Raw genomic sequence first — 19216 nt, 5'->3', positions numbered from 1 at the left:
GCTTACAGACGTTCTGCGAGGTCGGCGGTGGTCCAGGGACCCTCGCTCTCGATGGTGTTCACGCCGTGCCAGCCGGCGAGTTCCGTGATGGCCCCACCCTGAACGGCGTACACCTTGCCGGTCAGCTTGCAATCCGCTGCCGCAAGATAGGCCACCAGCGGCGAGATGTTGGACGGCGCAAACGCGTCGAACTCACCCTCGGGGACCTCGGCCGCGAAGAGCGCACCCATACCGGGTGTCGCCAGCGTAAGTCGAGTACGCGCGATCGGCGCAATTGCGTTGACGCGCACGCCGTATCGATCGAGCTCGTCAGCGGCCACCAAAGTCAGGGCCGCGATGCCCGCCTTGGCGGCGCCGTAGTTGCCCTGGCCCGCATTCGGCATGAAGGTACCCGAAGCCGAGGCGGTGTTGATGACCGAAGCATTGACGGTCTCCCCTGCCTTGCTCTGGTCCTTCCAGTACGCGGCAGCGTGGTGCAGCGTCGCTGCGTGCCCCTTGAGGTGCACGGCAATGACTGAGTCCCATTGGCTCTCGTCCATGCCGGCGATGAAGGCGTCACGAAGAATGCCGGCGTTGTTGACCAGGACGTCGAGTCGGCCGAACTCGCTGACGGCCTGCTTGACGAGGCCCTCGGCGCCGTCCCAGGTAGCGATGTTGTCGGTGTTGGCGACGGCTTTGCCGCCTGCAGCGACGATCTCGTCGACTACCTGCTGCGCGGGGCCGGCGTCTGCACCGGAACCGTCGTTTGCTCCGCCGAGATCGTTGACCACGACGCTCGCACCCTCACGAGCGAAGAGCAGCGCATGCTCACGGCCGATGCCGCGTCCTGCTCCGGTGATGATCGCTACGCGACCGTCGAGACTTCCCATCAGTTCAGATTCCCATCAGTTCAGTTGTCGGACATGAAGACTCATTTGTCGGTGATGACAGCAAGGCCATCCTTGATGACGAGGTCACCGACCGCGCTGGTTTCGTACGAGTACGACGTGGCTCCGTCTGCCGAACCCGACTTGTAGAACACCGTCTCGATGTCCTGGGTCGGGAGTACGGGCTTCGCGAATCGCACTGCGAGACGGCGCAACCGCTCGGTCTCGCCGCCGGCCAGTTCGGTCAGGGCTCCCCACGACGTGAACGCCATCGTGCACAGTCCGTGGTTGATAATTCCGGGGAGGCCGGACATTCGAGCGATCTCTTCGTCGAGGTGGATCGGCATCGGATCGCCGGACGCCGGCGAGTACCGGAACGTCTGGTCCTCGTCGATGTGCTGATTGACCACCGCTGCCGGACTACCAGCACGAAGAGCGTCGTCGAATCGGTGTTCGGGAGCCTTCTCACCCAAGCCGGGGCCCGCGTCGACCTTGCGAAAGAACGCCGTCATCCACTGCTCGTTGACCAATTCACCCTTGTCGGTTTTGGTTTCGACGTAGATGACGACGGTGGAACCGTTGTCGCGACCCTCGAAACCGATGGGCTTGGCGCGAGCGACCAGATGGTCACCGGGGTAGATCGGACGGTGGAACAGGAAATCCTGCTCACCGTGAACGAGCTTCATCAGCAGTTCCACCGGTGCCACCGACAGGGCAGCCGGTGCCATCGACATGAAGACGGGTACCACCGCGAAGACCGGCGGAGCGATCTCGCCCTTCAGATGTCGCTCGATGGGATCGTTGGTGGCAGCGGCATATTCGGCGATACGCTCGGCTGTCACCTCGAAGTGCTCCGGATCGGTCCATACGTCCAGCCCGGAAGTATCGAATTCGACCGCGTTGGTCTTCGGTGTCGTCATCGAGCGTTATCCGACCAGCTCGGCGAACTTCGCCAGCGAAGCCTCGAGGTCAGCCTTGGCGTTCTTGGCGACTGCCTTGCCGATCGGCCCGACGATCATGGCGCCCTTGAAGCTGGCGTCGACGGTTGCCTTCGAGCCTGCACCGTCGGCCTCGACCGAGAGGATGAATTCGACGGTGACACCGGCCATTCCGGTTCCGGCGATCTTGACCATCTTCGGAACCTCGACCTCTTCGACGGTCCATTCGATCTTGTTGGCCATACCCATCACGGAGACGACCTCGGTGAACTTGGCGCCCAACGCAACCTCGGTGGGGAGTTCACTCTTCCAGCCCTGGTGAATGGTGAGCCACTCTTCCCAGCGAGACAGGTCGGAGAGCGCATCCCAGGTCTTCTCGGGGGACGCGGGCAGTACGGCGGAGACGGAAACGGAAGCCATGATGAAACTCCTAGTGGGTAGCTAGCGGGTTGAGGGTGTGATTCAGCGTGCGTAGGGCTTGTATGCGGTGACGACGACTGCGCCGCCGAGGCCGATGTTGTGCTGGAGTGCAACCTTCGCGCCGTCGACCTGACGCTTGTCGGCGGTTCCGCGAAGCTGCCAGGTGAGTTCGGCGCACTGTGCGAGGCCCGTTGCTCCGAGGGGGTGGCCCTTCGAGATGAGGCCGCCGGACGGGTTGACCACCCAGCGTCCGCCGTAGGTGGTGTCGTCGGCGTCGACGAGCTTGCCGCCGTCACCTTCGGCGCACAGCCCGAGCGCCTCGTAGGTCAGCAACTCGTTGGTGGAGAAGCAGTCGTGGAGTTCGATGACGTCGACGTCGTCGGCGGTGATCCCGGCCTGTGCATATACCTTCTCGGCGGCCTTCCGAGTCATGTCGGCGCCGACGAGGCTGATGGCGCTCTTGTCCTCGAAAGTGCTGTTCATGTCGGTGACCATGGCCTGTCCGACGATCTCGATCGCCTGAGCAGCGAGGCCGTGCTTCTCGACAAATGCTTCGCTGGCGATGATCGCCGCGCCGGATCCGTCCGAGGTGGGCGAGCACTGGAGCTTGGTGAGTGGCCCGTGAATCTGGCGTGCTTCGAGGATCTGCTCGAGGGTGTACTCGTCCTGGAACTGCGCGTACGGGTTGTTGAGCGAGTGCTTGTGGTTCTTGACGGCGATCTTCGCGAACTGCTCGGCAGTGGTTCCGAAGCGTTCCATGTGCTCGACGCCGGCCGCGCCGAACATGTACGGAGCGGGCGGCATCGCGAACTCCTGCAGCTCGGCGAGAGCGAGGAGGTGCCGCATGAGTGGCTGTTCGCGGTCGTCGTAGGTGGATCCGAGCGACCCGGACTGCATCTTCTCGAAGCCCAGCGCCAATGCGCAGTCGGCCTGACCGCTCTTGACTGCCTGCGTGGCGAGGTAGAGCGCGGTCGATCCCGTCGAACAGTTGTTGTTGACGTTGACGATGGGGATGCCTGTCAGACCCAGCTCGTAGACAGCCCGCTGACCTGCGGTGGACTCGCCGTAGACGTAGCCGACGTATGCCTGCTCGACCTCGGAGTAGTCGATACCTGCGTCTTCGAGCGCCTTGGTACCCGACTCGCGTGCCATGTCGGGGTAGTCCCACTCGCGGGATCCCGGCTTCTCGAATTTCGTCATGCCGACGCCGACGACAAAAACCCTGTTACTCATTGCCACTCCTGAAGAGAACGGTATCTGTGTGTGACACGCTGTCCCACCAAAGTATGTGAGACATCTTGTCCAGTCAATGGCGGGGTGAGTATCGTTCGATTTATGACAAAAACAGCCGAGTCGGCGCAGCCCGACGGGCGCAGCACTCGCTGGAATGATCACAAGGAACAGCGCAAAGCGCGGATCCTCGACGCAGCCCTCGACGCAGTCAACGAAGGTGGCGCCGACGTCGGCGTCCAACAAATCGCCGAGCGTGCCGACGTCCCCCGTTCCGTTGTCTACCGGATCTTCAAGGATCGAGCCGACCTCGACGAGCAGCTGCGAGTCCGCATCCTCGAGATGATGATGACCGACCTGACCCCCACCCTCACGCCGCAAGGCACCGTCGGCGAGGCTATCTCGCGGGCCGTCGACACATACCTTCGCTGGATTGTGAAATACCCACGACTGCATCACTTTTTGGGCAAGGGATCCCCGAGCACCCGAGCCACCGGTTCGAAAGTGGTGACCGGAACGAAGACAGCCATCGCCGTCCAGTTGGGAAACCTGTTGGGCGCGATCCTCGCCAGCCGCGGCAAACCGTCGAAGATGGCGGAGCCCTTGGCTTTCGGCGTGATCGGCTTGGTCGACGTCAGCGTCAACCGTTGGCTCAGCCAACCAGGTTCCGACGTGACCAGCGCAGAATTAGCCGAATTCCTCGAACGCTCCATCTGGCAGGTTCTGGACGGCAATCTCCGAAGCATCGGCGTCGATATAACGCTGTCGACCCCGATCGCCGACCTGTGACAGTCACCGAATTACCCTGGACTCTCGCCGGACGGGGACTTCGACTGATCCACATCCCATCACCAGTCCTACACGCATTGGGTGATGATGACGCTACTCTTGCAATGGAACTCGCACTCGACCTCCTGACCCCGTATCTCCTCGGCGAAGAATGCCAGGGCTTATGGCGCTACCGGAGCAAGCAGATAGCAGAGAACCCTCACGACAGCGCGTGGATCACCCGCATCGCGGTCGACACTCGGACGTCGACGCCGGTGGGGTTGGCGGGATTCCACGGTCGCCCCGATGCGCGTGGGATGGTGGAGATCGGATATCGCATCGACCCGGCGTTTCGACGACAGGGCTACGCACGAACCGCCCTCGAGATACTTCTCGACGTCGCAAGTCGCGAATCCGAAGTACACACCGTTCGAGCGACCATCAGTCCGGATAACATCGCATCACGAAATCTGATCAGCCAGTACGGTTTCAACGAAGTCGGTGAGCAGTGGGACGAAGAAGACGGTCTGGAAACCATCTTCGAAGTCAGTGCCTCTCGATCGGCCGAGGCCGCCAGCGATTGATCACACCGAATACCGACAAGGTAAGAATGTCGGGAGTCAACCGCACGGCAACATCACGCACCGCCGCCAGCGGGCGACTCGCCGGCATCACGACGGTTGACATGTGCCGCGAAATCCATTGGACAGCTAGAACTCTACGACGCCGAGCCTTTGTGTAGCCAGCGAGATCGTGCGCATAGGCAGCAAGAGTAACGGCATCCTCGATCGCCAAAGCGGCACCTAGCCCGAGGTGGGGGCGCATGGCATGAGCGGCATCTCCGATCAACGCAACTTTGCCGCGTGTCAACAACTTCGGGGTCCGAATCTCGAGCAACTCGTTCTCGATGATGCGAGCCGGATCAGCGTTCGCGACCAGTTGCGACACCGGTTCGGGCCAGTCGGCAAAATGCGCGAGACTCTCGACGCCGCGTTGCGCACCCGCGAAGGCGTAGGTGCGGTTGCCCGCCAACGGGAGAATCCCGAACTCCCCTCGAATCCCCCACACCTGTCCGATAAAATCCGGCGGTGGACCATCGACGATCCAGCGCCAAGCGGACACGCCGGTCCGTTCCACGGTCCCCTCCCCTGGCCAGATCTGCTGTCGCACAACACTGTGCACACCGTCCGCGGCAACGACAAGGTCGTACCTAGCAACTTCAGATCGATCGGTACCACCGTCGGTGACTATCTCGCCGCGGCCGTGATCTCCGCAGCCAACACCCGTCACCCTGGTTCCGGTGCGTAGACACTCGGCGGGGAGGGCGCGAACCAACACCTCGATCAGATCGGCGCGGTGGATTGTCACCAAATCGCGTCCGCCGGCGAAGTCACCAATTCTGCGCGTCACCAGATTTTGCCCGCGCAGATTCCTGATCGCGCCCGAGCTGTACGGAAGGGAGTTAGCCCTGACCTGTTCGCCTACACCGATTTCGTCCAACGCTGCCAGCGCGTTGGGAAACAACACGACGGCGGCGCCTACCTCCGTGAACTCGGACGCACGCTCGTACACGGTGACATCCCAACCTGCTTTGCGGAGCGCGATGGCAGCCGTCAGCCCGCCAATTCCCCCGCCGACGATTCCAGCGCTTTGTCCCTCCGGCACAGGTCAGATCCTCTCCGGAACTGTGACAGCCGTCAACCCGCTGGTGTTGTCGGTCCAGTGAATGGCTCGATCCTCCAGCATCACCGGCGTCCACAACCTGTATGTCTTCACCTGATGGTGATGACGACACAGGCATTGGAGGTTGCTCGCAATGGTCCACCCACCACGTTTCGAATCGGATGGATCAAATTCGGTGACGTGGTCGAGTTGGCACCTGTTCGCGGGCACCGAACAACCAGGGAACCGGCAGTGACCGTCGACGGCCCGCACCAATGCGGCCAGTGCCGCTCCCGGAGCATAGGTCAGCGCGCCGGGAGGTGGATCGGGCTGGGCGCCATGCCCATCCGATCTTCGAACTATGTCCGGTGCTTCCGCCACCTTCAGTTGCATTGCCCGAACCCGATCGCCGCAGCCGTTCGGTTCGCGGCCCGGGCGATCATGCCGGGTGACAGGCGGAAGGACAGCCGGAGCATGTTGCCGGCGAGGCCGATTCCCGGCGGCCTGGGCGCGGAAATCTACAAACAACGCCTGCCAGGTGGAATCAGCAGCAAGCTCGCGAGCAAAATCAGGATCGATCGGTCCGTACCCGTCGATGCTCGCGGGATCTGACGTCAATCCGAGGAGCGTCGCCAGATCACACACGATGTGCAACAACGGCTTCCGACGTGAGGATGTAGATGATTGGGCTGCCGTGGATGCAGCCTCGCACGTTTCGCTGCCACACTGGCAACGTAGCCCGTTCTCGCCGTGCAGGAGAGCGACCAGCGCGTCAGCCCGGCGCGTCGAGGCATTTCGTGGATCGTGGTTGCAGACGCTTCCGGCGGCATCGTTGATCAGGCCGAGGGCCTCGACGGCCTCGTTGGCACTGAGTGTTGCCTGCAACTGCGCGAGGCCGTGACGGTCGGCACGCGTACGAACATCGCGGTGCTCCAGCATCTTCCGGCGACGTTCGGCAGCAGCATCCGGATCGTAGGCAAAGAGCTGACGTTCGATGTCGCGCTCGAGTTGCCCGGGAGGAAGACGGTGCGCCGAGGCAAGTACCCGGCGCTCGAGTGCTGCGATCGCCTCGGGGTCGGCCCCGGTGAGTCCGTCGACAATCTTGCGCACACGCGCATAGTCCAGCTCGCCGGCGGCGAATGCGGCCTTGGTGAGCGGAAGGAACTCGCGTAGGGCGTCACCGATCTCGATGTGGACTTCGGCAGTACGACGTGAGCAAGTGAGCATGACCGCAATCTCGTTGCATGCAATCCGCCACGCCTTGTCGACATCACCGGACGCGTCAAGTTCGGCATTGAATCTCGACTCCGACAACATGGATGCGCCGAGCACCTTCTGCGCGGCAAGCATGTTCTCACTCTGCGCCGTGGCAAAGAGCATGTCCGGCAGCACGACTGGATCGACGACAGGACGGCCGTCATCGACGGATGTCCCCACACCGCTCGTCAATCCATCATCGAACATACATTCGACACTAGACCCGCCCACCGACAAGAAAGCTAGAGTGCCGGTTTGTATCCCTTACCTTGCATCCACGCCAGCACGTCCAACACCCTGATGACCGGGATGGATTCGTCGAGACCTGCACGTGCGCGTAGGTCGAGGAGACGACTCTGCAACTCGCCTTCCCGCATGGCTGCGCGAACCGGTTCCAGATGGGCAGCCTTCGTTCCCAACTCCCGCCCGATGACGTCGTCGTAGATCGGGAAGAGTCGCGGACGCTTGCGTGCGATCAGTTTGGACGCCATGGTTCGCCCGACGCCGTGAATCTCTCGTAGCGCCGTCTCCAACCGCCACACCGGAGATTCCGGGGTGAAGGGGTCGGGTTCGTTCGACAGATCGCGATCCGGTCCGACGTCGGCCAGAAGACGGTTCAATTCGGCGTTGTTTTCGCCGAGAAGGAAGAAGGCTCCCTGCGCCGGAACCTGAACCGACAGAAGCGTCACCGCAACAAGGTCTTCCGCGGTGAAGATGTTTGCATCACGCTCGCGATTGCCACTGGGATCCCAGGAATCCCACAGCGCGCCGGTTCGCAGATAACCCGTCTTGCGGAGCGGTCGCGTGAAGTATTCCTCCAACACGTCGAGCGCGCCGGAATCGTCCCCGTCACGCAGCACACGTGGGAGGCGGATGGGCAACTGATCAACCATGGTCGAGCGACCTTTCCAATACGTACTTGGCAAATCCAGAGTTGTGATACTGCCGGAATGGGCCCTTGCCCTTGGCAACAAGATGCTCCGCGAGTGGACGAACCGTCGTCACGTCGACGGGCAGTCGAGCAAACTGCTCCAACGCATCCGAGTCCTCGAGACTGCAGTCGATCACGGTCCCGTCGCCGTCGGCCGACGCCAATTCCGTGCGTCTGATGGCAACCAGATCGTGCTTGGCGTCGAGTTCTTCGATGCTGCAGCCGGTTCGCGATTCCAGTGCCGAACTGGACACGTACACGGACATCACGTGCTCGATCGGCTTACCGCCGACCAGATGGCACTCGACGCTCAGAATCTCCATCGGACCGATATTGAGAGTGAACAAGCGATGGCGCTCCGCCGATCGATTTGTCGACGGCAGGCAACTGATCGTCCACTGTTCGATCTCGACGTCGGCCGGCGCGTCGAACGCGTAGGAGAGAACCTCGGCAATCAGCTCTGCAAGATCTTCGAAGAGCGGGTCGCGCTGCAACCGCTCGAAATTCTCGACAGAAGCGGCGGGACGCACAGGCGCCTTGCTCACGCAGGTCCCCTCTCGTCCGGTGCTTTGCTCTCAGACCTCGCGTCCAAGGTACCCAGCCCTGCGCGGGTCTCGCGCGTTCGCCCTCACATACACCCTCGCGTTATGGTTCTCGACACGTACCACCGCCTTACCGATCGCTAACTCGAGGAGCACACGAAGTGGAAATCAAGGGAACCGCAGCACTGGTCACCGGAGCGGCATCAGGCCTCGGCGCCGCAACAGCCAAGCGCCTCGCCGACGCCGGCGCTACCGTCTTCGGCCTGGATCTGCCCGCGTCGATCGAGCGCGCAGGCGACAACGTCCCCGCCGGCGTCACCCTCATCCCCACCGACGTGACCAGCGGCGAAGAGGTCGAAGCAGCGATCAATCAGATCGTCGAGTCGGGCTCCCCGCTGCGCATCGTCGTCAACTGTGCCGGTGTCGGCTGGGCCGGACGCATCCTGTCCAAGAAGGGTCCGCACGACCTCGAGCTGTTCCGCACGGTCATCACCGTCAACCTGCTCGGCACCTTCAACGTCATGCGCTTGGCCGCCGACGCAATCGCCAAGACCGAGGCCGTCGACGAGTCGGGCCAGCGCGGCGTCGTCATCAACACCGCGTCCGTTGCCGCCTTCGAAGGACAGATCGGCCAGATCGCGTACTCCGCTTCCAAGGGCGGCGTGCACGGCATGACGGTTCCGGCTGCCCGCGACCTCGCGCAGTTCGGCATCCGCGTCAACACGATCGCTCCCGGCATCATCGACACCCCGATGCTCGCAGGCGTCACCGACGAGTACCGCAAGGGCCTCGAAGCCGGCGTTCCGTTCCCGTCGCGTCTGGGCCAGCCGTCCGAGTACGCGCAGCTCGCGCAGATGATCGTCGAGCACGACTACCTCAACGGCGAGACCATCCGCATGGACGGCGCACTGCGCATGGCGCCGCGCTAACTTCCCTGCTGTGCGCCTTTATTAACCGCCCGCGGTTAATAAAGGCGCACAGCTGTCAGAACGCATGAAAATTTCCACCATTGGTTTGTGCAGTTGCGCTCAGGTACTCGGCCACCTCTGTCGCCGGCATCGGTCGACTGATGTAGTAGCCCTGGACCAATTCGCAACCGGCGGTGCGCAAGAGCCTCAACTGGTCGGCTGTCTCCACGCCTTCCGCCAACGACTGCATTCCGAGCGCCTTCGCCACCTCGACCACCGACGTGACAACTGCCGAATCACCTTCGCTCAATTCGGTGATGAACGACCGGTCGATCTTGAGAATGTCCAATGGCAGTTTCTTCAAACTCTCGAAAGACGAATAGCCGGTTCCGAAGTCGTCCAAGGCAATCGCAATCCCGCTGGCGCGTAGGCGATCCAGCTCGGCGACGGCAAGCTCCTCGACCGCTCCCGTTTCTGTGATTTCCAGCTGAAGTCGTTTGCTGGACAGACCGGTTGCCTCCAACGCATCGTTGACTGCTGATCCGAAGCCGGACGACATCAATTGCACCGGAGAGACGTTCACCGTCACGTAGGTGTCGTCGGGCCACGTCGTCGCCTCGGCGCACGCCATGTGCAGAACCTGGAGCCCCAACGGGACTATCAAGCCCGTCTCTTCCGCGACATCGATGAAAATGTGCGGCGCAAGCACTCCCCGCACCGGATGATTCCAGCGAAGCAGTGCCTCGAATCCCTCGACGCGTCCATTGTCTGCAAGAACCTGCGGTTGGTAGTACAGCTCGAACTGCCTGGACTCGATCGCAAGCCCAAGCTCTTGCAGGGCCGATGCTCGTTCCCTGGCCCGCGCCCGCAGCACCGGTGAGTATCTTTCTACCCGGTTCTTACCAGCGGATTTTGCCGCATACAGCGCCAGGTCGGCGGACATGACGAGAGTGTCGGCGTCTTCGGAGTCTGCCGGTGCACTGGCATAACCAATCGATGCCCGAACCTCGATTCGATTTCCCCGCACGAAAAACGGCTCGCGCAATGCAGCCAGATAACGTACGAACACCGTGCCGCTGTCCTGCGACCCACGCACGATGAGCCCGAATTCATCACCACCGATTCGGGCACACATGGCACCGTCAACCACCCGATTGAGCCGTGCAGCAACGGAAATCAACAATTTGTCACCGACGGGGTGCCCGAGGGTGTCGTTCACCGATTTAAAGTTGTCCAGGTCCAGGATGCCGACAAGGATCTGCTCGCCTGTCCGGACCGAGCCGAGCGCGTCGGACAGCTCCGTACCGAATGTCCGACGGTTGGGAAGCCCGGTCAGTCCGTCGGTTGCAGCCAGCCAAAGAATTCGCCGTTCGTAGCTGTACTTCTCGGTGATGTCCGAACCCACGCCGCGCCAACCCACGAACTCCATGGACTCGGAAAGCCTGGGGTGACCCGACAGAGACCACCATCGGTCGACGTCGTCAACACGTACGGGAACGACGACCTCTCGAAACGGTACGAGGCGATCGAGGTGATCTCCGATGACCTGGACCGCGGCTCGACCGCTTTTCGTCGAACCGACGTCGAGCCGATCCAACAAACCCCTCAGTGACAAGGTTCGGAGGTCGGAAACGGGCACGCCCGAAATCTCCGACAGCCGAGCGGAGGTGTGCGACAACGTCCCGGTGGTGTCGACTTCCCACAGCCAGTCGCGTGACCCGCCCTCGAAATCGTCGAGGAGCAAACCGACTGTCTGACGCTCGGCAGCAGCCTCGAACTCGGCAAGACAACGACTTCGGAACGACGCCCAGAGGTACACGACGCCGATAATCAGTGTCACCGAGTAAACGACCAACTGGAACGAGAGGACAGCGTATTCCGTGGTTCTCTTGGGCAGGATAACGACGAGCAATCCGATGCTGTGCACCAGAATCCACGCTACCGCTATCGACCGAACCGTCGACAATGCTACGGCGCCGGCACCCATGACCCCGGCGAATGTCGCTATAAGCACAAGCTTTCGCGAGTTGTCCGTCACGGGAAGCATCGCGGCGGCGAGAACTACAAGCAGAAGCCCAAGCAGGATCACCTCGAGCATGAGCGCCCAGTAGTCGTACCTCGTCGTATGTTTGGGCGTGTACCGACCCTTCAGGACGACTCGCGGTATCCAGACACGCACCGAGTTGAGGACGACCAAGAAGGCCGCAGCACCCCATATCACCCGAAACTCGTTGTGACCGGGAGGTATGACATACGCAAGCAAAGCGCACACGCTGAGTACATTGACCATGTTGGCCAGTGGCGCGACCGTCGTCACCTGCAGTATCTGGCGTGCGAAGAGGTCGCGCCGCTCGACGTCAGACAGTTCGGCGTCGCTCGCACTCGAAGTCAGCCTGCTCAGCATTTAACACCCTCCATCGTGGAGCCGACCAGATGAAGGTAGCGCGTGCACGCAGGAGCGACACCCTATGGGAGATAATTGGGTAGCGAACCCCATTGCCAACTTGGGCATTTCATGCTTTTAGGACATTGGAGGCGCTACGACGGACCGATCCACCCCGGAATTGCATAGCCATCGACAATGTTGACAGAACACGAACGGGCTGAAACTTATGACACATCAGCCGGACCGATCCACCCCGGATACTGCACACCCAACGGCAATACCGGAGCCACAAAACCTTTTGGCTGGCGCCGCAACTGCGCAGTCGGAGTTTCATAGATCAGCTCCGGAAACTGCTGCAACCACCAATCCTGGCACCCTGGCGGAATACCGTTGCCGCCATTCGCAGGGGGATTCGACGACCCCGAGAGATAGACGTAGGGCTGAATCTTCCACGACCCGAACACATCCCAGGATGGCGTACGGTCCCCAGGCTCCCCTCGCTCGGGATCGGAATCGACAACGCCCGGCAAACCCGGACTCTCACCCCGATTCTTCAACACAATTCGATACGCGTGGTCCGGAAACTCTACCGACCAGTTTCGCCCCTCCGTCGTATTGATCATGTAGCTGCACACCGTGCCCGACACCTCGGTATCCGTTGCAGAGTAGTCGGTGATATGAGCAAATACGGTCTCCCCCAAAGGAGCCAGATACTCTGCCCGCTCAGCGAACCGTGTGCTCTGCCCCGGGCGCGGTTGTTCCACAAGAGCCGAGGTATAGCCAGGAAAGAAGTCGTCGACCTCACTGATCACAGGCCAGTAGCGTCTCGGCTCGAACGCTGCTCGCAGCAGTTCCGATCCACGCGAGAACAAATCGACGCCGGCATCTGCTGACCACACGTTCGGCACAAAGTTGTCGAAGGCCGGGACCACTTCGGCGGCCGCGCCACGACCCTCGGGATCCGATGTACCGCAGGCAGATACACCCAGAGCGACACATAGAGACAAAACCGCTACGCTCCGAACGCGCTTATCCATCGGTCAGCACGACGATTTGATATGCATGCAAAATGCCATCCGCATCGGTACCACCCAAGACTTCGAACATTTCCGCGCAGTCCGCACCAAGCTTGATATCGTCGGGCTCAGTCTTCACCATCTCATTCCAGCTCATCAGTTGCCCCGATTCGTCGAAGTACTTCCCGTACTGATCCCGGATCTCCATGGGCATCTCGGGCACTGCCCTCAGAATGTTGTAGGTGTCACGCTGAAAATCAGGAGGGTTGAGGGCCGCCTGATCTGCTCCACCCGGAGGCTTCCCGATCATCGCACTCTGCAAGGAATTCCCCGAACTATCGATCATCAAGTTGACGAACTCGCCACCTGGAAGTTTTTCGATGCCAAAGGAACCCATCGTCGACAGTGCGGTGAATGCAGCTTCTTTTCGATCGTAGATGACCTGAGCGTGCGCAGCCTTGTCATCGTATTGGTCTTGAACGGCCTCGAGCACCCCGCGATCGATCAAGCCGTGCAACCTACCGACCCTTTCCAACTCGGCCCTCGAGTCGCTACCGGTGGGATCTGCGGCATACCGACCTTCCGATGCCAATTGTTCGGCAATGGCAGCCTGCGTGAGTATCCTTCCTGCCCCCTCATCAGTATTCATCAGCGCGAAAACATTGGCAGAGCCTTTGTACTGGTTGTTATCAGTGGGATCGGCCCATTCCCCGCGATCGAATCCAGCGACGTTCGGACCCGGACTGCCGGCAAGGTCCGAAACGTAGGGGCTCATGCTGCGTGAAACTGTTTGCAAAAGATCAGGATTGAGCTGACCGGTCGATTGGCCGTCGGCTTCGGGAATGTTCGCAATGAGGGAACCAGCAAACCCTCGACAAGCTCGTGCGAGATCGCTGATGCTTCGAGAAAAGAGGTCAGCACCGTATTCGCTGGGGCAAAAGAAGAATTCCCGAGCAAGGGCCCAGGCGCCATGGGGACAAACGTGCCCCCAGCGGCCGGAGGAGCACCGGCCGACGGTCCCACGCTCAGCCGACCAGCTTCATCCGCGAGCCCGTGCAGCACCCCGCCCAAGCTTTTCAATTCAGCGATATCTGCCGCAAACGTACCCACGATTCCCCCTCGGACGCACGAGTCAGCCCCCCTGACTCGTGCAACGTCGGCCAAGTATACGTCGAGGCCGCCGACTTACAGGTCCGAGGCGAGCGGAATTTCCTTCTCCGCGCGGTCCGTCATCCACTCACGGAGGACCTTGGTGGCGATGACGTCGTCCTCGTTGTACTGCAGGATGCGTGTCCGCTGCGTCTCGTCCGGCTCACCGTCGTAGCCGACCGCCTCGCGGTACCACGCCATCGACGCTTCACCACCGGCTTCGGCGTCACGCCAGTTGAATCCGGCGACGGGGGCAATCTTCTTGAGTCCCTTGCCGTTCGGGCAGATGAACTGATCACTCACCGCTTGATAGATGTCGACCCACTGCGGACTGTCGATGAATTCGCGGATCTCGTCCTTACTCGGAATCCCGGGTTCACCGGCAAACCTGCGCGCCGAGTCCAACAACCATTTGTCCTCGGCCGAACGCGAATAGCAGTACGCGGCAAAGGTTTTGCCCGAAGCGGCGGCTGCGGCACGTTCCGCCATCAGCCAGCCCCAGAACTCTGCGAACGACCGCGCCTCGTCACGGGTCGGCAACGGATCCCACGTCGCAAATCCTCGATACATCGAGAAGCCGCCGACATTGAGCAACGTTCCCCACAGGTAGGCGCCGTGCTCCTGATAGCTCTCCATGTCGACGTCGATCTCGATGTCCGCCCGAGTCACCGAGATCTTCTCGAACCGCCGCACCAACGGAGCATCCACCAACCACGCCTTGGCGATCACCACTGCGTCGTCGAAATTTCCGTGCGGCCAATCCTCTAGCGGCTCACCGTCCCAGGCGGCCAGCTGATCGATCGTGTTGCAGCCGACGTCGCGCAGAAGCTCGGCCCGCGATCCGACAGCGACCAGGCTGACATCACGGTTGCGGACCAACTCCTGCTTGCATTCCGTCCACCACGGGCACGACTTGCACTCGCTCACCTGTGACGGAGACGTCAGCACCTCACCGCGGGCCACAGCGATACGGTCGGCGAAACGCTCGTCGTAATCGTCGAGGATCGCACTGAGGTCGTGGACGAGGATGCAGTCTCCGTTGTATCCGATCGCGCCTGCCGTCAGCGACGGGCTCGCCAGCCCACGACGCTCGAGCATCCGATAGACCTGCGCGACGCGCATCTGATCGCGGACCTGACTGCGGACCTTGCGTTTGGGATCGACCGCGGGCTCCCATTCGAAGAGCCCCGAGGTGATCGCGCCCTGGCCGGGATCGGTCACCTTGTGATTGACGACGATGACGGGGATATACCCGCCGCCCTCGTCGTCACGAATGAGCATTTCGCAGCGGCCCTTGCGGCCGGTATCGCGCTCGACCGGCAGGACCGCGCCCCAGATCCGGTCCGCGCCGGCCTCACAGGCAGCCAGAGTGTCGCGAGCCTGCGCCGACGCCGATTGATCGGGGTTGATCTTCACCCAACGCTCGGGAGCAGCGCCGATCACCAGGTCGGCGATCTCCGCGCGCTTCGCGATCGCGGCATCCTGGCGCTGCTTCACGCCGGTGTCGACGGGTTCCGAAGCCGATTTCCCGGGAAACAACCCGTCCAGACGCACCCGATGACGGCATCGGGTCAACGCCCCCGAATCGATGATCGGGAGCTGGGGCGCGGGGTTGTTAACGGAACACACGATGACGAAGATTATGTGCTCCCCTAGGCTGAAGCCGAAGCGCAGGTACCTGGCAACACACAAACACCTGGAAACGGGGTCCTTTTCGATGGGGTTGTTCAAGAAGCGAAAGTCTCGTGCCACCCGCAAGGCGGAGGCAAAGGCTCTCAAGCACAAGGCTGAGGTCGAGGCGAAGCTCAACGCCAAGAGCCAGCGTAAGCGCGACAAGGTCGAGACCAAGTCGCTCAAGAAGCTGGAGAAAGCCGAGATCGAGTCAGCGCACAAGATCGAGAAGGCGCAGATCGCGACCCTGAAGGCGCAGGAGAAGGCCGCTGCGAATCAGGGCCTGACCGTCGCCAAGGTGCGTAAGTACCTGGGTGTGGCACGTCTGCTTGCCCCCGTTCTCCTGCCGATCGCCTACCGTGCGGCCACGGCAGTGCGCGCCCAGCTCGACACCACGCGCGCACAGAAGATGGGCATCGCCGTCGACCAGCTCGGTGACTACACCGGTCACGGCGCGAAGTTGAGCGCTCGTATCGCCGGTGCCGAGAGCTCGGTCACCGAGATCCTCAGCCGCAAGCCCGACGACGCGGAGACGCAGCGTTTTGCCGCCGCCATCCGTGAGCGCCTCGGCGACCTCAGCACGGCAGTTCGCGCTGCGGAGCAGATGCCGCAGGCTCGCCGTAAGGCAGCTCATCAGGCAATTTCTTCCGAACTCGACGGCGTCGAAGCAGATCTGCTCGCACGTCTCGGCGTGCGCTAGACCTGAGTAAGCCAGTGAGAGCAGCCGAGCAGACCGCGACCCTCCGGGGGACAGCTGTCGGTTCCGCTTCGGCTGCTCTCGCTGTCGCTGCGCACGGAATCGGTGGAGGCGAGCTGCCACAGTCGTCGTCGCTGACCCTGCTGCTCGCGGTCTGCGCAACCGTCGGCGCGGTGACGGCCACCCTTCCCGCCCTCTCTCGGGGGCCCGCTGCACTGATCGTGGCTCTCGGCCTGGGTCAGCTTGCCGCGCACACCACCATGACGCTCTCCGAGCACGCTCATTCGCCCGCTCCGGGATTGGTGATGCTCGGTGCTCACGCCGGTGCCACCGCCGCCTGTGCGGTGGCGGTCCTGGCCGCCGAGCGCCTCTACCGGGTTGTCACCCACGCTCTTCACGTCGTCCTGGCGTCCCTGGCGCCCGCCGCCGTCACTTCCCGCGGTCACACCGTCTCGACCGGAATCCATCACGGACCCGTCGACGCTCTACTGCGCGCCAGCATCTCGCGGCGCGGTCCTCCTGCCCTGGTCTGAAGATTCGTAGAACTCCCCACCCCTTCACCAGACCAAGAGGACACTTCCCGACATGAAGAACACCCTGATTTCGCGTGCGGTTGTCACGACCGTTGCTACCGGCAGCGCCGTGCTGCTGGCCGCCGGAATTGCTTCAGCACACGTCAGCGTCGTCGCACCAGGAGCTACGCAGGGCGGATACTCCGTTCTCACGTTCCGCGTGCCCACCGAATCCGACACCGCTTCGACCACCAAGCTGACGGTGGCGCTCCCCGACCTCAAGTCGGCACGTACCGAACCGTTGCCCGGCTGGACCGCCGTCGTGGAGAAGGACCCCACCACGTTGGTCGCCAAGTCCGTGACCTGGACCGCCGACCCCGGCGTCGGAATCGCGCCCGGCCAGTTCCAGCAGTTCGTTCTTTCGGCAGGCCCGCTGCCGGAGCAGGAAGAGGTCGAGTTCAAGGCCGTCCAGACGTACAGCGACGGGAACGTCGTCAACTGGGATCAGGAAGAGCTGGCCGACGGCAGTGAGCCGGACAAGCCCGCGCCGACGCTGACTCTCGCCGCATCCACCGGCGATGCCCACGGAGCCCCCTCTGCCGATAACACTGCCGAGACTTCCGCCGCATCCGAATCTTCTTCGTCGGACAACACCGCCCGCTGGCTCGGCGGCGTCGGCCTGGTGCTCGGCGCGTTGGGCGCTGCACTCGGTCTCGGCGCACTGGTCAGGAGCAAGCGCTGATGAGTACCCGGATCAAGGTCATCGCCGTCGGCATGCTCGCGATGCTGGCCACGATGCTCGGAATGGGCACTGCCAGTGCACACTCCGCGGTGGTCGGCTCAAACCCGGAAAACGGCGCGTCCGTTCAAGCTGCGCCTGACAAGGTTTCGGTCACGTTCAACGAGGCCCTGCAGGCGCAGTTCGCGGCACTGACCGTCACCGGCCCGGACGGCAACCTCTGGACCAAGAGCGATCCGTCCGTCGAAGGTCCCACTGTCAGTGCAGACCTCGGCGATCTCGGACCGACCGGCGTCTACACCATCGCGTACCGCGTCACCTCCGCTGACGGTCACCCCGTCAACGGAACCCTGACCTTCACCCTCACCGAGGCAGGGTCGGGAACTCCCGGCGCTGCAGCCGCGTCGAGCACGGGTGAGTCGGAGTCCGGCAGCATGCCGGTGTGGATCTTCATCGTCGCCGGCATCGTCGTATTCGGCGGTGCGCTGTTCTTCGTGCTCCGTAAGCCGAAGTCGAGCTGATCGCGTGACGGGTACGGCAAACAGGTGGTGGTTGCTGTTTGCCGTACCCACAGCTCTGCTGGGAGTCCTGATCGCCTGGGGCCTCGCCAGCCCGTCGGGACCCGAATCGTCCAGCACGGTCCGCGTTCTCGCGATCGGATGTGGTTCGTTGACGCTCGGCATCGCGACGCTCGCCTGGATGGGCCGCAGTGAACGCCGCCCGGCAACAACCCCCGCCGTCATGTGGACTCAGCTCACCGCGGTGGCAGCAGTGTGGCTCGTCGCCGAGATCACGCTCCTCGTGCTCAATGCCGCAGCGGCCGACGGCGCCCCGGTCACCTCGCTGACCATCGGGCACTTCGGCGCATTCGTCTCCGAGGTCAACGTCGGCCGCGTCGGCGTCGCGATCATCGCGTGCGCGTTTGCCGTCGTCTGCTACGGCGTCCACGGATTCACCAATCCCGAGACCGTTCCCGTCGCACCGGCACTGGTCGTCTCCGCGTTGGCCCTCGCTGCCCGCCCGATCACCGGGCACATGGCGCAGCAGAGCTTCGGATCGATCCTCGACGCCGTTCACGTCCTCGCTGCGGCCTTGTGGTTCGGCGTGCTCGCCGCACTCGCGCTTGCCGTACCGTCGCGCGGTGCCTGGGCGATCTGGTTGCCAAAGTACTCCGCCCTCGCCTGGCGATGCGTCCTCGCGTTGGTCGTCACCGGTATCGTCAACGCCGTCGTGCGACTCGACTCGCTCTCCGCCTTCTACGACACCGCTTACGGCCGGGTGATCCTCGCCAAGATCGTGGCGATCGCCCTGCTCGTCGCACTGGGTTGGTGGTGGCGCCGGACGTGGGTGGTCGCAAGTGCCGCACACCGCATCAGTGCGGACGGATCCCTTCGCCGCGCCGTCGGTGAAGTTGTCTTCATGGCCATCGCTTTCGGGCTTGCCGCGGCCCTTGCGACAACTGCGTAAGACGTGCCTCAGCGCGACATTTCGTGACCCGCACATTTAACGTTTCACGTCGAGATT

General features: G+C 62.5%; 20 protein-coding genes. 8 read left to right on the top strand and 12 right to left on the bottom strand.

What is annotated here, in order from left to right:
* Positions 1 to 2 precede the first annotated feature (2 nt).
* Genes ACFQ6Y_RS14060 through ACFQ6Y_RS14045 form a run of 4 tightly spaced genes read right to left on the bottom strand, consistent with a single transcriptional unit; the run spans position 3 to position 3457 of the window.
* The gene (locus tag ACFQ6Y_RS14060) at positions 3 to 869 is read right to left on the bottom strand and encodes an SDR family oxidoreductase (RefSeq protein ID WP_347875688.1); all 867 of its coding nucleotides are present in this window, start codon (positions 867 to 869) and stop codon (positions 3 to 5) included.
* 41 nt (positions 870 to 910) lie between these two features.
* Complete coding sequence (locus ACFQ6Y_RS14055; RefSeq protein ID WP_378536437.1) at positions 911 to 1786, bottom strand: MaoC/PaaZ C-terminal domain-containing protein; 876 nt, start codon at positions 1784 to 1786, stop codon at positions 911 to 913.
* Between the two features lie 6 nt (positions 1787 to 1792).
* Positions 1793 to 2224 (bottom strand): SRPBCC family protein, encoded by a 432-nt coding sequence (locus ACFQ6Y_RS14050; protein ID WP_378633496.1) that lies wholly within the window; start codon positions 2222 to 2224, stop codon positions 1793 to 1795.
* Positions 2225 to 2266: 42 nt separating this feature from the next.
* Positions 2267 to 3457, bottom strand: a complete 1191-nt coding sequence (locus tag ACFQ6Y_RS14045; RefSeq protein WP_230816081.1) for a lipid-transfer protein — start codon at positions 3455 to 3457, stop codon at positions 2267 to 2269.
* A gap of 102 nt (positions 3458 to 3559) precedes the next feature.
* On the opposite strand from ACFQ6Y_RS14045, the gene ACFQ6Y_RS14040 reads away from it, so the two are divergent.
* Positions 3560 to 4243, top strand: a complete 684-nt coding sequence (locus ACFQ6Y_RS14040) for a TetR/AcrR family transcriptional regulator (protein WP_378633491.1) — start codon at positions 3560 to 3562, stop codon at positions 4241 to 4243.
* A 104-nt stretch (positions 4244 to 4347) separates the two neighbouring features.
* Complete coding sequence (locus tag ACFQ6Y_RS14035; RefSeq protein WP_378633488.1) at positions 4348 to 4806, top strand: GNAT family N-acetyltransferase; 459 nt, start codon at positions 4348 to 4350, stop codon at positions 4804 to 4806.
* On the opposite strand, the gene ACFQ6Y_RS14030 is transcribed toward ACFQ6Y_RS14035, so the two are convergent.
* From ACFQ6Y_RS14030 to ACFQ6Y_RS14015, 4 genes are read right to left on the bottom strand one after another with little or no spacing between them, the layout of a single operon-like run.
* Positions 4769 to 5887, bottom strand: coding sequence for an FAD-dependent monooxygenase (locus ACFQ6Y_RS14030; RefSeq protein WP_378633486.1), 1119 nt, complete (start codon positions 5885 to 5887; stop codon positions 4769 to 4771). The genes ACFQ6Y_RS14035 and ACFQ6Y_RS14030 overlap by 38 nt on opposite strands.
* A 3-nt stretch (positions 5888 to 5890) precedes the next feature.
* Positions 5891 to 7348, bottom strand: coding sequence for a DUF222 domain-containing protein (locus ACFQ6Y_RS14025; RefSeq protein WP_378633484.1), 1458 nt, complete (start codon positions 7346 to 7348; stop codon positions 5891 to 5893).
* Between the two features lie 35 nt (positions 7349 to 7383).
* Positions 7384 to 8034 carry a DUF6308 family protein gene (locus ACFQ6Y_RS14020; RefSeq protein WP_378633480.1) on the bottom strand — a complete coding sequence of 217 codons (651 nt, stop codon included), beginning with the start codon at positions 8032 to 8034 and terminating at the stop codon, positions 7384 to 7386.
* Positions 8027 to 8617, bottom strand: coding sequence for a hypothetical protein (locus ACFQ6Y_RS14015; RefSeq protein ID WP_378633476.1), 591 nt, complete (start codon positions 8615 to 8617; stop codon positions 8027 to 8029). The genes ACFQ6Y_RS14020 and ACFQ6Y_RS14015 overlap by 8 nt, the downstream gene beginning before the upstream one ends.
* A 158-nt stretch (positions 8618 to 8775) precedes the next feature.
* Between ACFQ6Y_RS14015 and ACFQ6Y_RS14010 the strand changes: the two genes are divergently transcribed.
* A complete protein-coding gene (locus tag ACFQ6Y_RS14010; RefSeq protein WP_003944195.1) occupies positions 8776 to 9543 on the top strand; it encodes an SDR family NAD(P)-dependent oxidoreductase in 768 nt (255 codons plus the stop codon).
* Positions 9544 to 9598: 55 nt separating this feature from the next.
* On the opposite strand, the gene ACFQ6Y_RS14005 is transcribed toward ACFQ6Y_RS14010, so the two are convergent.
* The 4 genes from ACFQ6Y_RS14005 to ACFQ6Y_RS13990 all read right to left on the bottom strand — a co-directional run bounded on the left by ACFQ6Y_RS14005 (position 9599) and on the right by ACFQ6Y_RS13990 (position 15666).
* The gene (locus ACFQ6Y_RS14005; RefSeq protein ID WP_378633471.1) at positions 9599 to 11926 is read right to left on the bottom strand and encodes a putative bifunctional diguanylate cyclase/phosphodiesterase; all 2328 of its coding nucleotides are present in this window, start codon (positions 11924 to 11926) and stop codon (positions 9599 to 9601) included.
* 206 nt (positions 11927 to 12132) lie between these two features.
* Complete coding sequence (locus tag ACFQ6Y_RS14000) at positions 12133 to 12720, bottom strand: hypothetical protein (RefSeq protein WP_378633468.1); 588 nt, start codon at positions 12718 to 12720, stop codon at positions 12133 to 12135.
* Between the two features lie 217 nt (positions 12721 to 12937).
* Complete coding sequence (locus ACFQ6Y_RS13995) at positions 12938 to 13699, bottom strand: hypothetical protein (RefSeq protein ID WP_378633464.1); 762 nt, start codon at positions 13697 to 13699, stop codon at positions 12938 to 12940.
* Between the two features lie 410 nt (positions 13700 to 14109).
* Positions 14110 to 15666, bottom strand: a complete 1557-nt coding sequence (locus ACFQ6Y_RS13990; protein ID WP_378445765.1) for a TM0106 family RecB-like putative nuclease — start codon at positions 15664 to 15666, stop codon at positions 14110 to 14112.
* Positions 15667 to 15790: 124 nt separating this feature from the next.
* On the opposite strand from ACFQ6Y_RS13990, the gene ACFQ6Y_RS13985 reads away from it, so the two are divergent.
* Genes ACFQ6Y_RS13985 through ACFQ6Y_RS13965 form a run of 5 tightly spaced genes read left to right on the top strand, consistent with a single transcriptional unit; the run spans position 15791 to position 19159 of the window.
* The gene (locus ACFQ6Y_RS13985) at positions 15791 to 16444 is read left to right on the top strand and encodes a DUF6474 family protein (protein WP_378445457.1); all 654 of its coding nucleotides are present in this window, start codon (positions 15791 to 15793) and stop codon (positions 16442 to 16444) included.
* A 14-nt stretch (positions 16445 to 16458) separates the two neighbouring features.
* The gene (locus ACFQ6Y_RS13980; RefSeq protein WP_378633460.1) at positions 16459 to 16974 is read left to right on the top strand and encodes a hypothetical protein; all 516 of its coding nucleotides are present in this window, start codon (positions 16459 to 16461) and stop codon (positions 16972 to 16974) included.
* A gap of 52 nt (positions 16975 to 17026) precedes the next feature.
* A complete protein-coding gene (locus ACFQ6Y_RS13975) occupies positions 17027 to 17695 on the top strand; it encodes a YcnI family protein (RefSeq protein ID WP_378536415.1) in 669 nt (222 codons plus the stop codon).
* Entirely contained in the window at positions 17695 to 18213 is a 519-nt protein-coding gene (locus ACFQ6Y_RS13970; protein ID WP_378540943.1) for a copper resistance protein CopC, read from the top strand. The genes ACFQ6Y_RS13975 and ACFQ6Y_RS13970 overlap by 1 nt, the downstream gene beginning before the upstream one ends.
* A 4-nt stretch (positions 18214 to 18217) precedes the next feature.
* Positions 18218 to 19159, top strand: coding sequence for a copper resistance D family protein (locus tag ACFQ6Y_RS13965; RefSeq protein WP_378633456.1), 942 nt, complete (start codon positions 18218 to 18220; stop codon positions 19157 to 19159).
* Positions 19160 to 19216: the final 57 nt, after the last annotated feature.

The sequence above is a fragment of the Rhodococcus sp. NPDC056516 genome, from assembly GCF_042794655.1.
In the GTDB taxonomy this organism is placed as follows: domain Bacteria; phylum Actinomycetota; class Actinomycetes; order Mycobacteriales; family Mycobacteriaceae; genus Rhodococcus_F.
Note: the sequence above shows the minus strand (reverse complement) of the source record. Positions and strands in the feature narration are given on the sequence as shown.

Coding starts and splice junctions, on each gene's coding strand:
- ACFQ6Y_RS13975 (WP_378536415.1), top strand. CDS start 17,027: ATGAAGAACACCCTGATTTCGCGTGCGGTTGTCACGACCGTTGCTACC.
- ACFQ6Y_RS14025 (WP_378633484.1), bottom strand. CDS start 7,348: ATGTTCGATGATGGATTGACGAGCGGTGTGGGGACATCCGTCGATGAC.
- ACFQ6Y_RS13985 (WP_378445457.1), top strand. CDS start 15,791: ATGGGGTTGTTCAAGAAGCGAAAGTCTCGTGCCACCCGCAAGGCGGAG.
- ACFQ6Y_RS13995 (WP_378633464.1), bottom strand. CDS start 13,699: ATGAGCCCCTACGTTTCGGACCTTGCCGGCAGTCCGGGTCCGAACGTC.
- ACFQ6Y_RS14045 (WP_230816081.1), bottom strand. CDS start 3,457: ATGAGTAACAGGGTTTTTGTCGTCGGCGTCGGCATGACGAAATTCGAG.
- ACFQ6Y_RS14020 (WP_378633480.1), bottom strand. CDS start 8,034: ATGGTTGATCAGTTGCCCATCCGCCTCCCACGTGTGCTGCGTGACGGG.
- ACFQ6Y_RS14005 (WP_378633471.1), bottom strand. CDS start 11,926: ATGCTGAGCAGGCTGACTTCGAGTGCGAGCGACGCCGAACTGTCTGAC.
- ACFQ6Y_RS14055 (WP_378536437.1), bottom strand. CDS start 1,786: ATGACGACACCGAAGACCAACGCGGTCGAATTCGATACTTCCGGGCTG.
- ACFQ6Y_RS14050 (WP_378633496.1), bottom strand. CDS start 2,224: ATGGCTTCCGTTTCCGTCTCCGCCGTACTGCCCGCGTCCCCCGAGAAG.
- ACFQ6Y_RS14035 (WP_378633488.1), top strand. CDS start 4,348: ATGGAACTCGCACTCGACCTCCTGACCCCGTATCTCCTCGGCGAAGAA.
- ACFQ6Y_RS14040 (WP_378633491.1), top strand. CDS start 3,560: ATGACAAAAACAGCCGAGTCGGCGCAGCCCGACGGGCGCAGCACTCGC.
- ACFQ6Y_RS13970 (WP_378540943.1), top strand. CDS start 17,695: ATGAGTACCCGGATCAAGGTCATCGCCGTCGGCATGCTCGCGATGCTG.
- ACFQ6Y_RS14060 (WP_347875688.1), bottom strand. CDS start 869: ATGGGAAGTCTCGACGGTCGCGTAGCGATCATCACCGGAGCAGGACGC.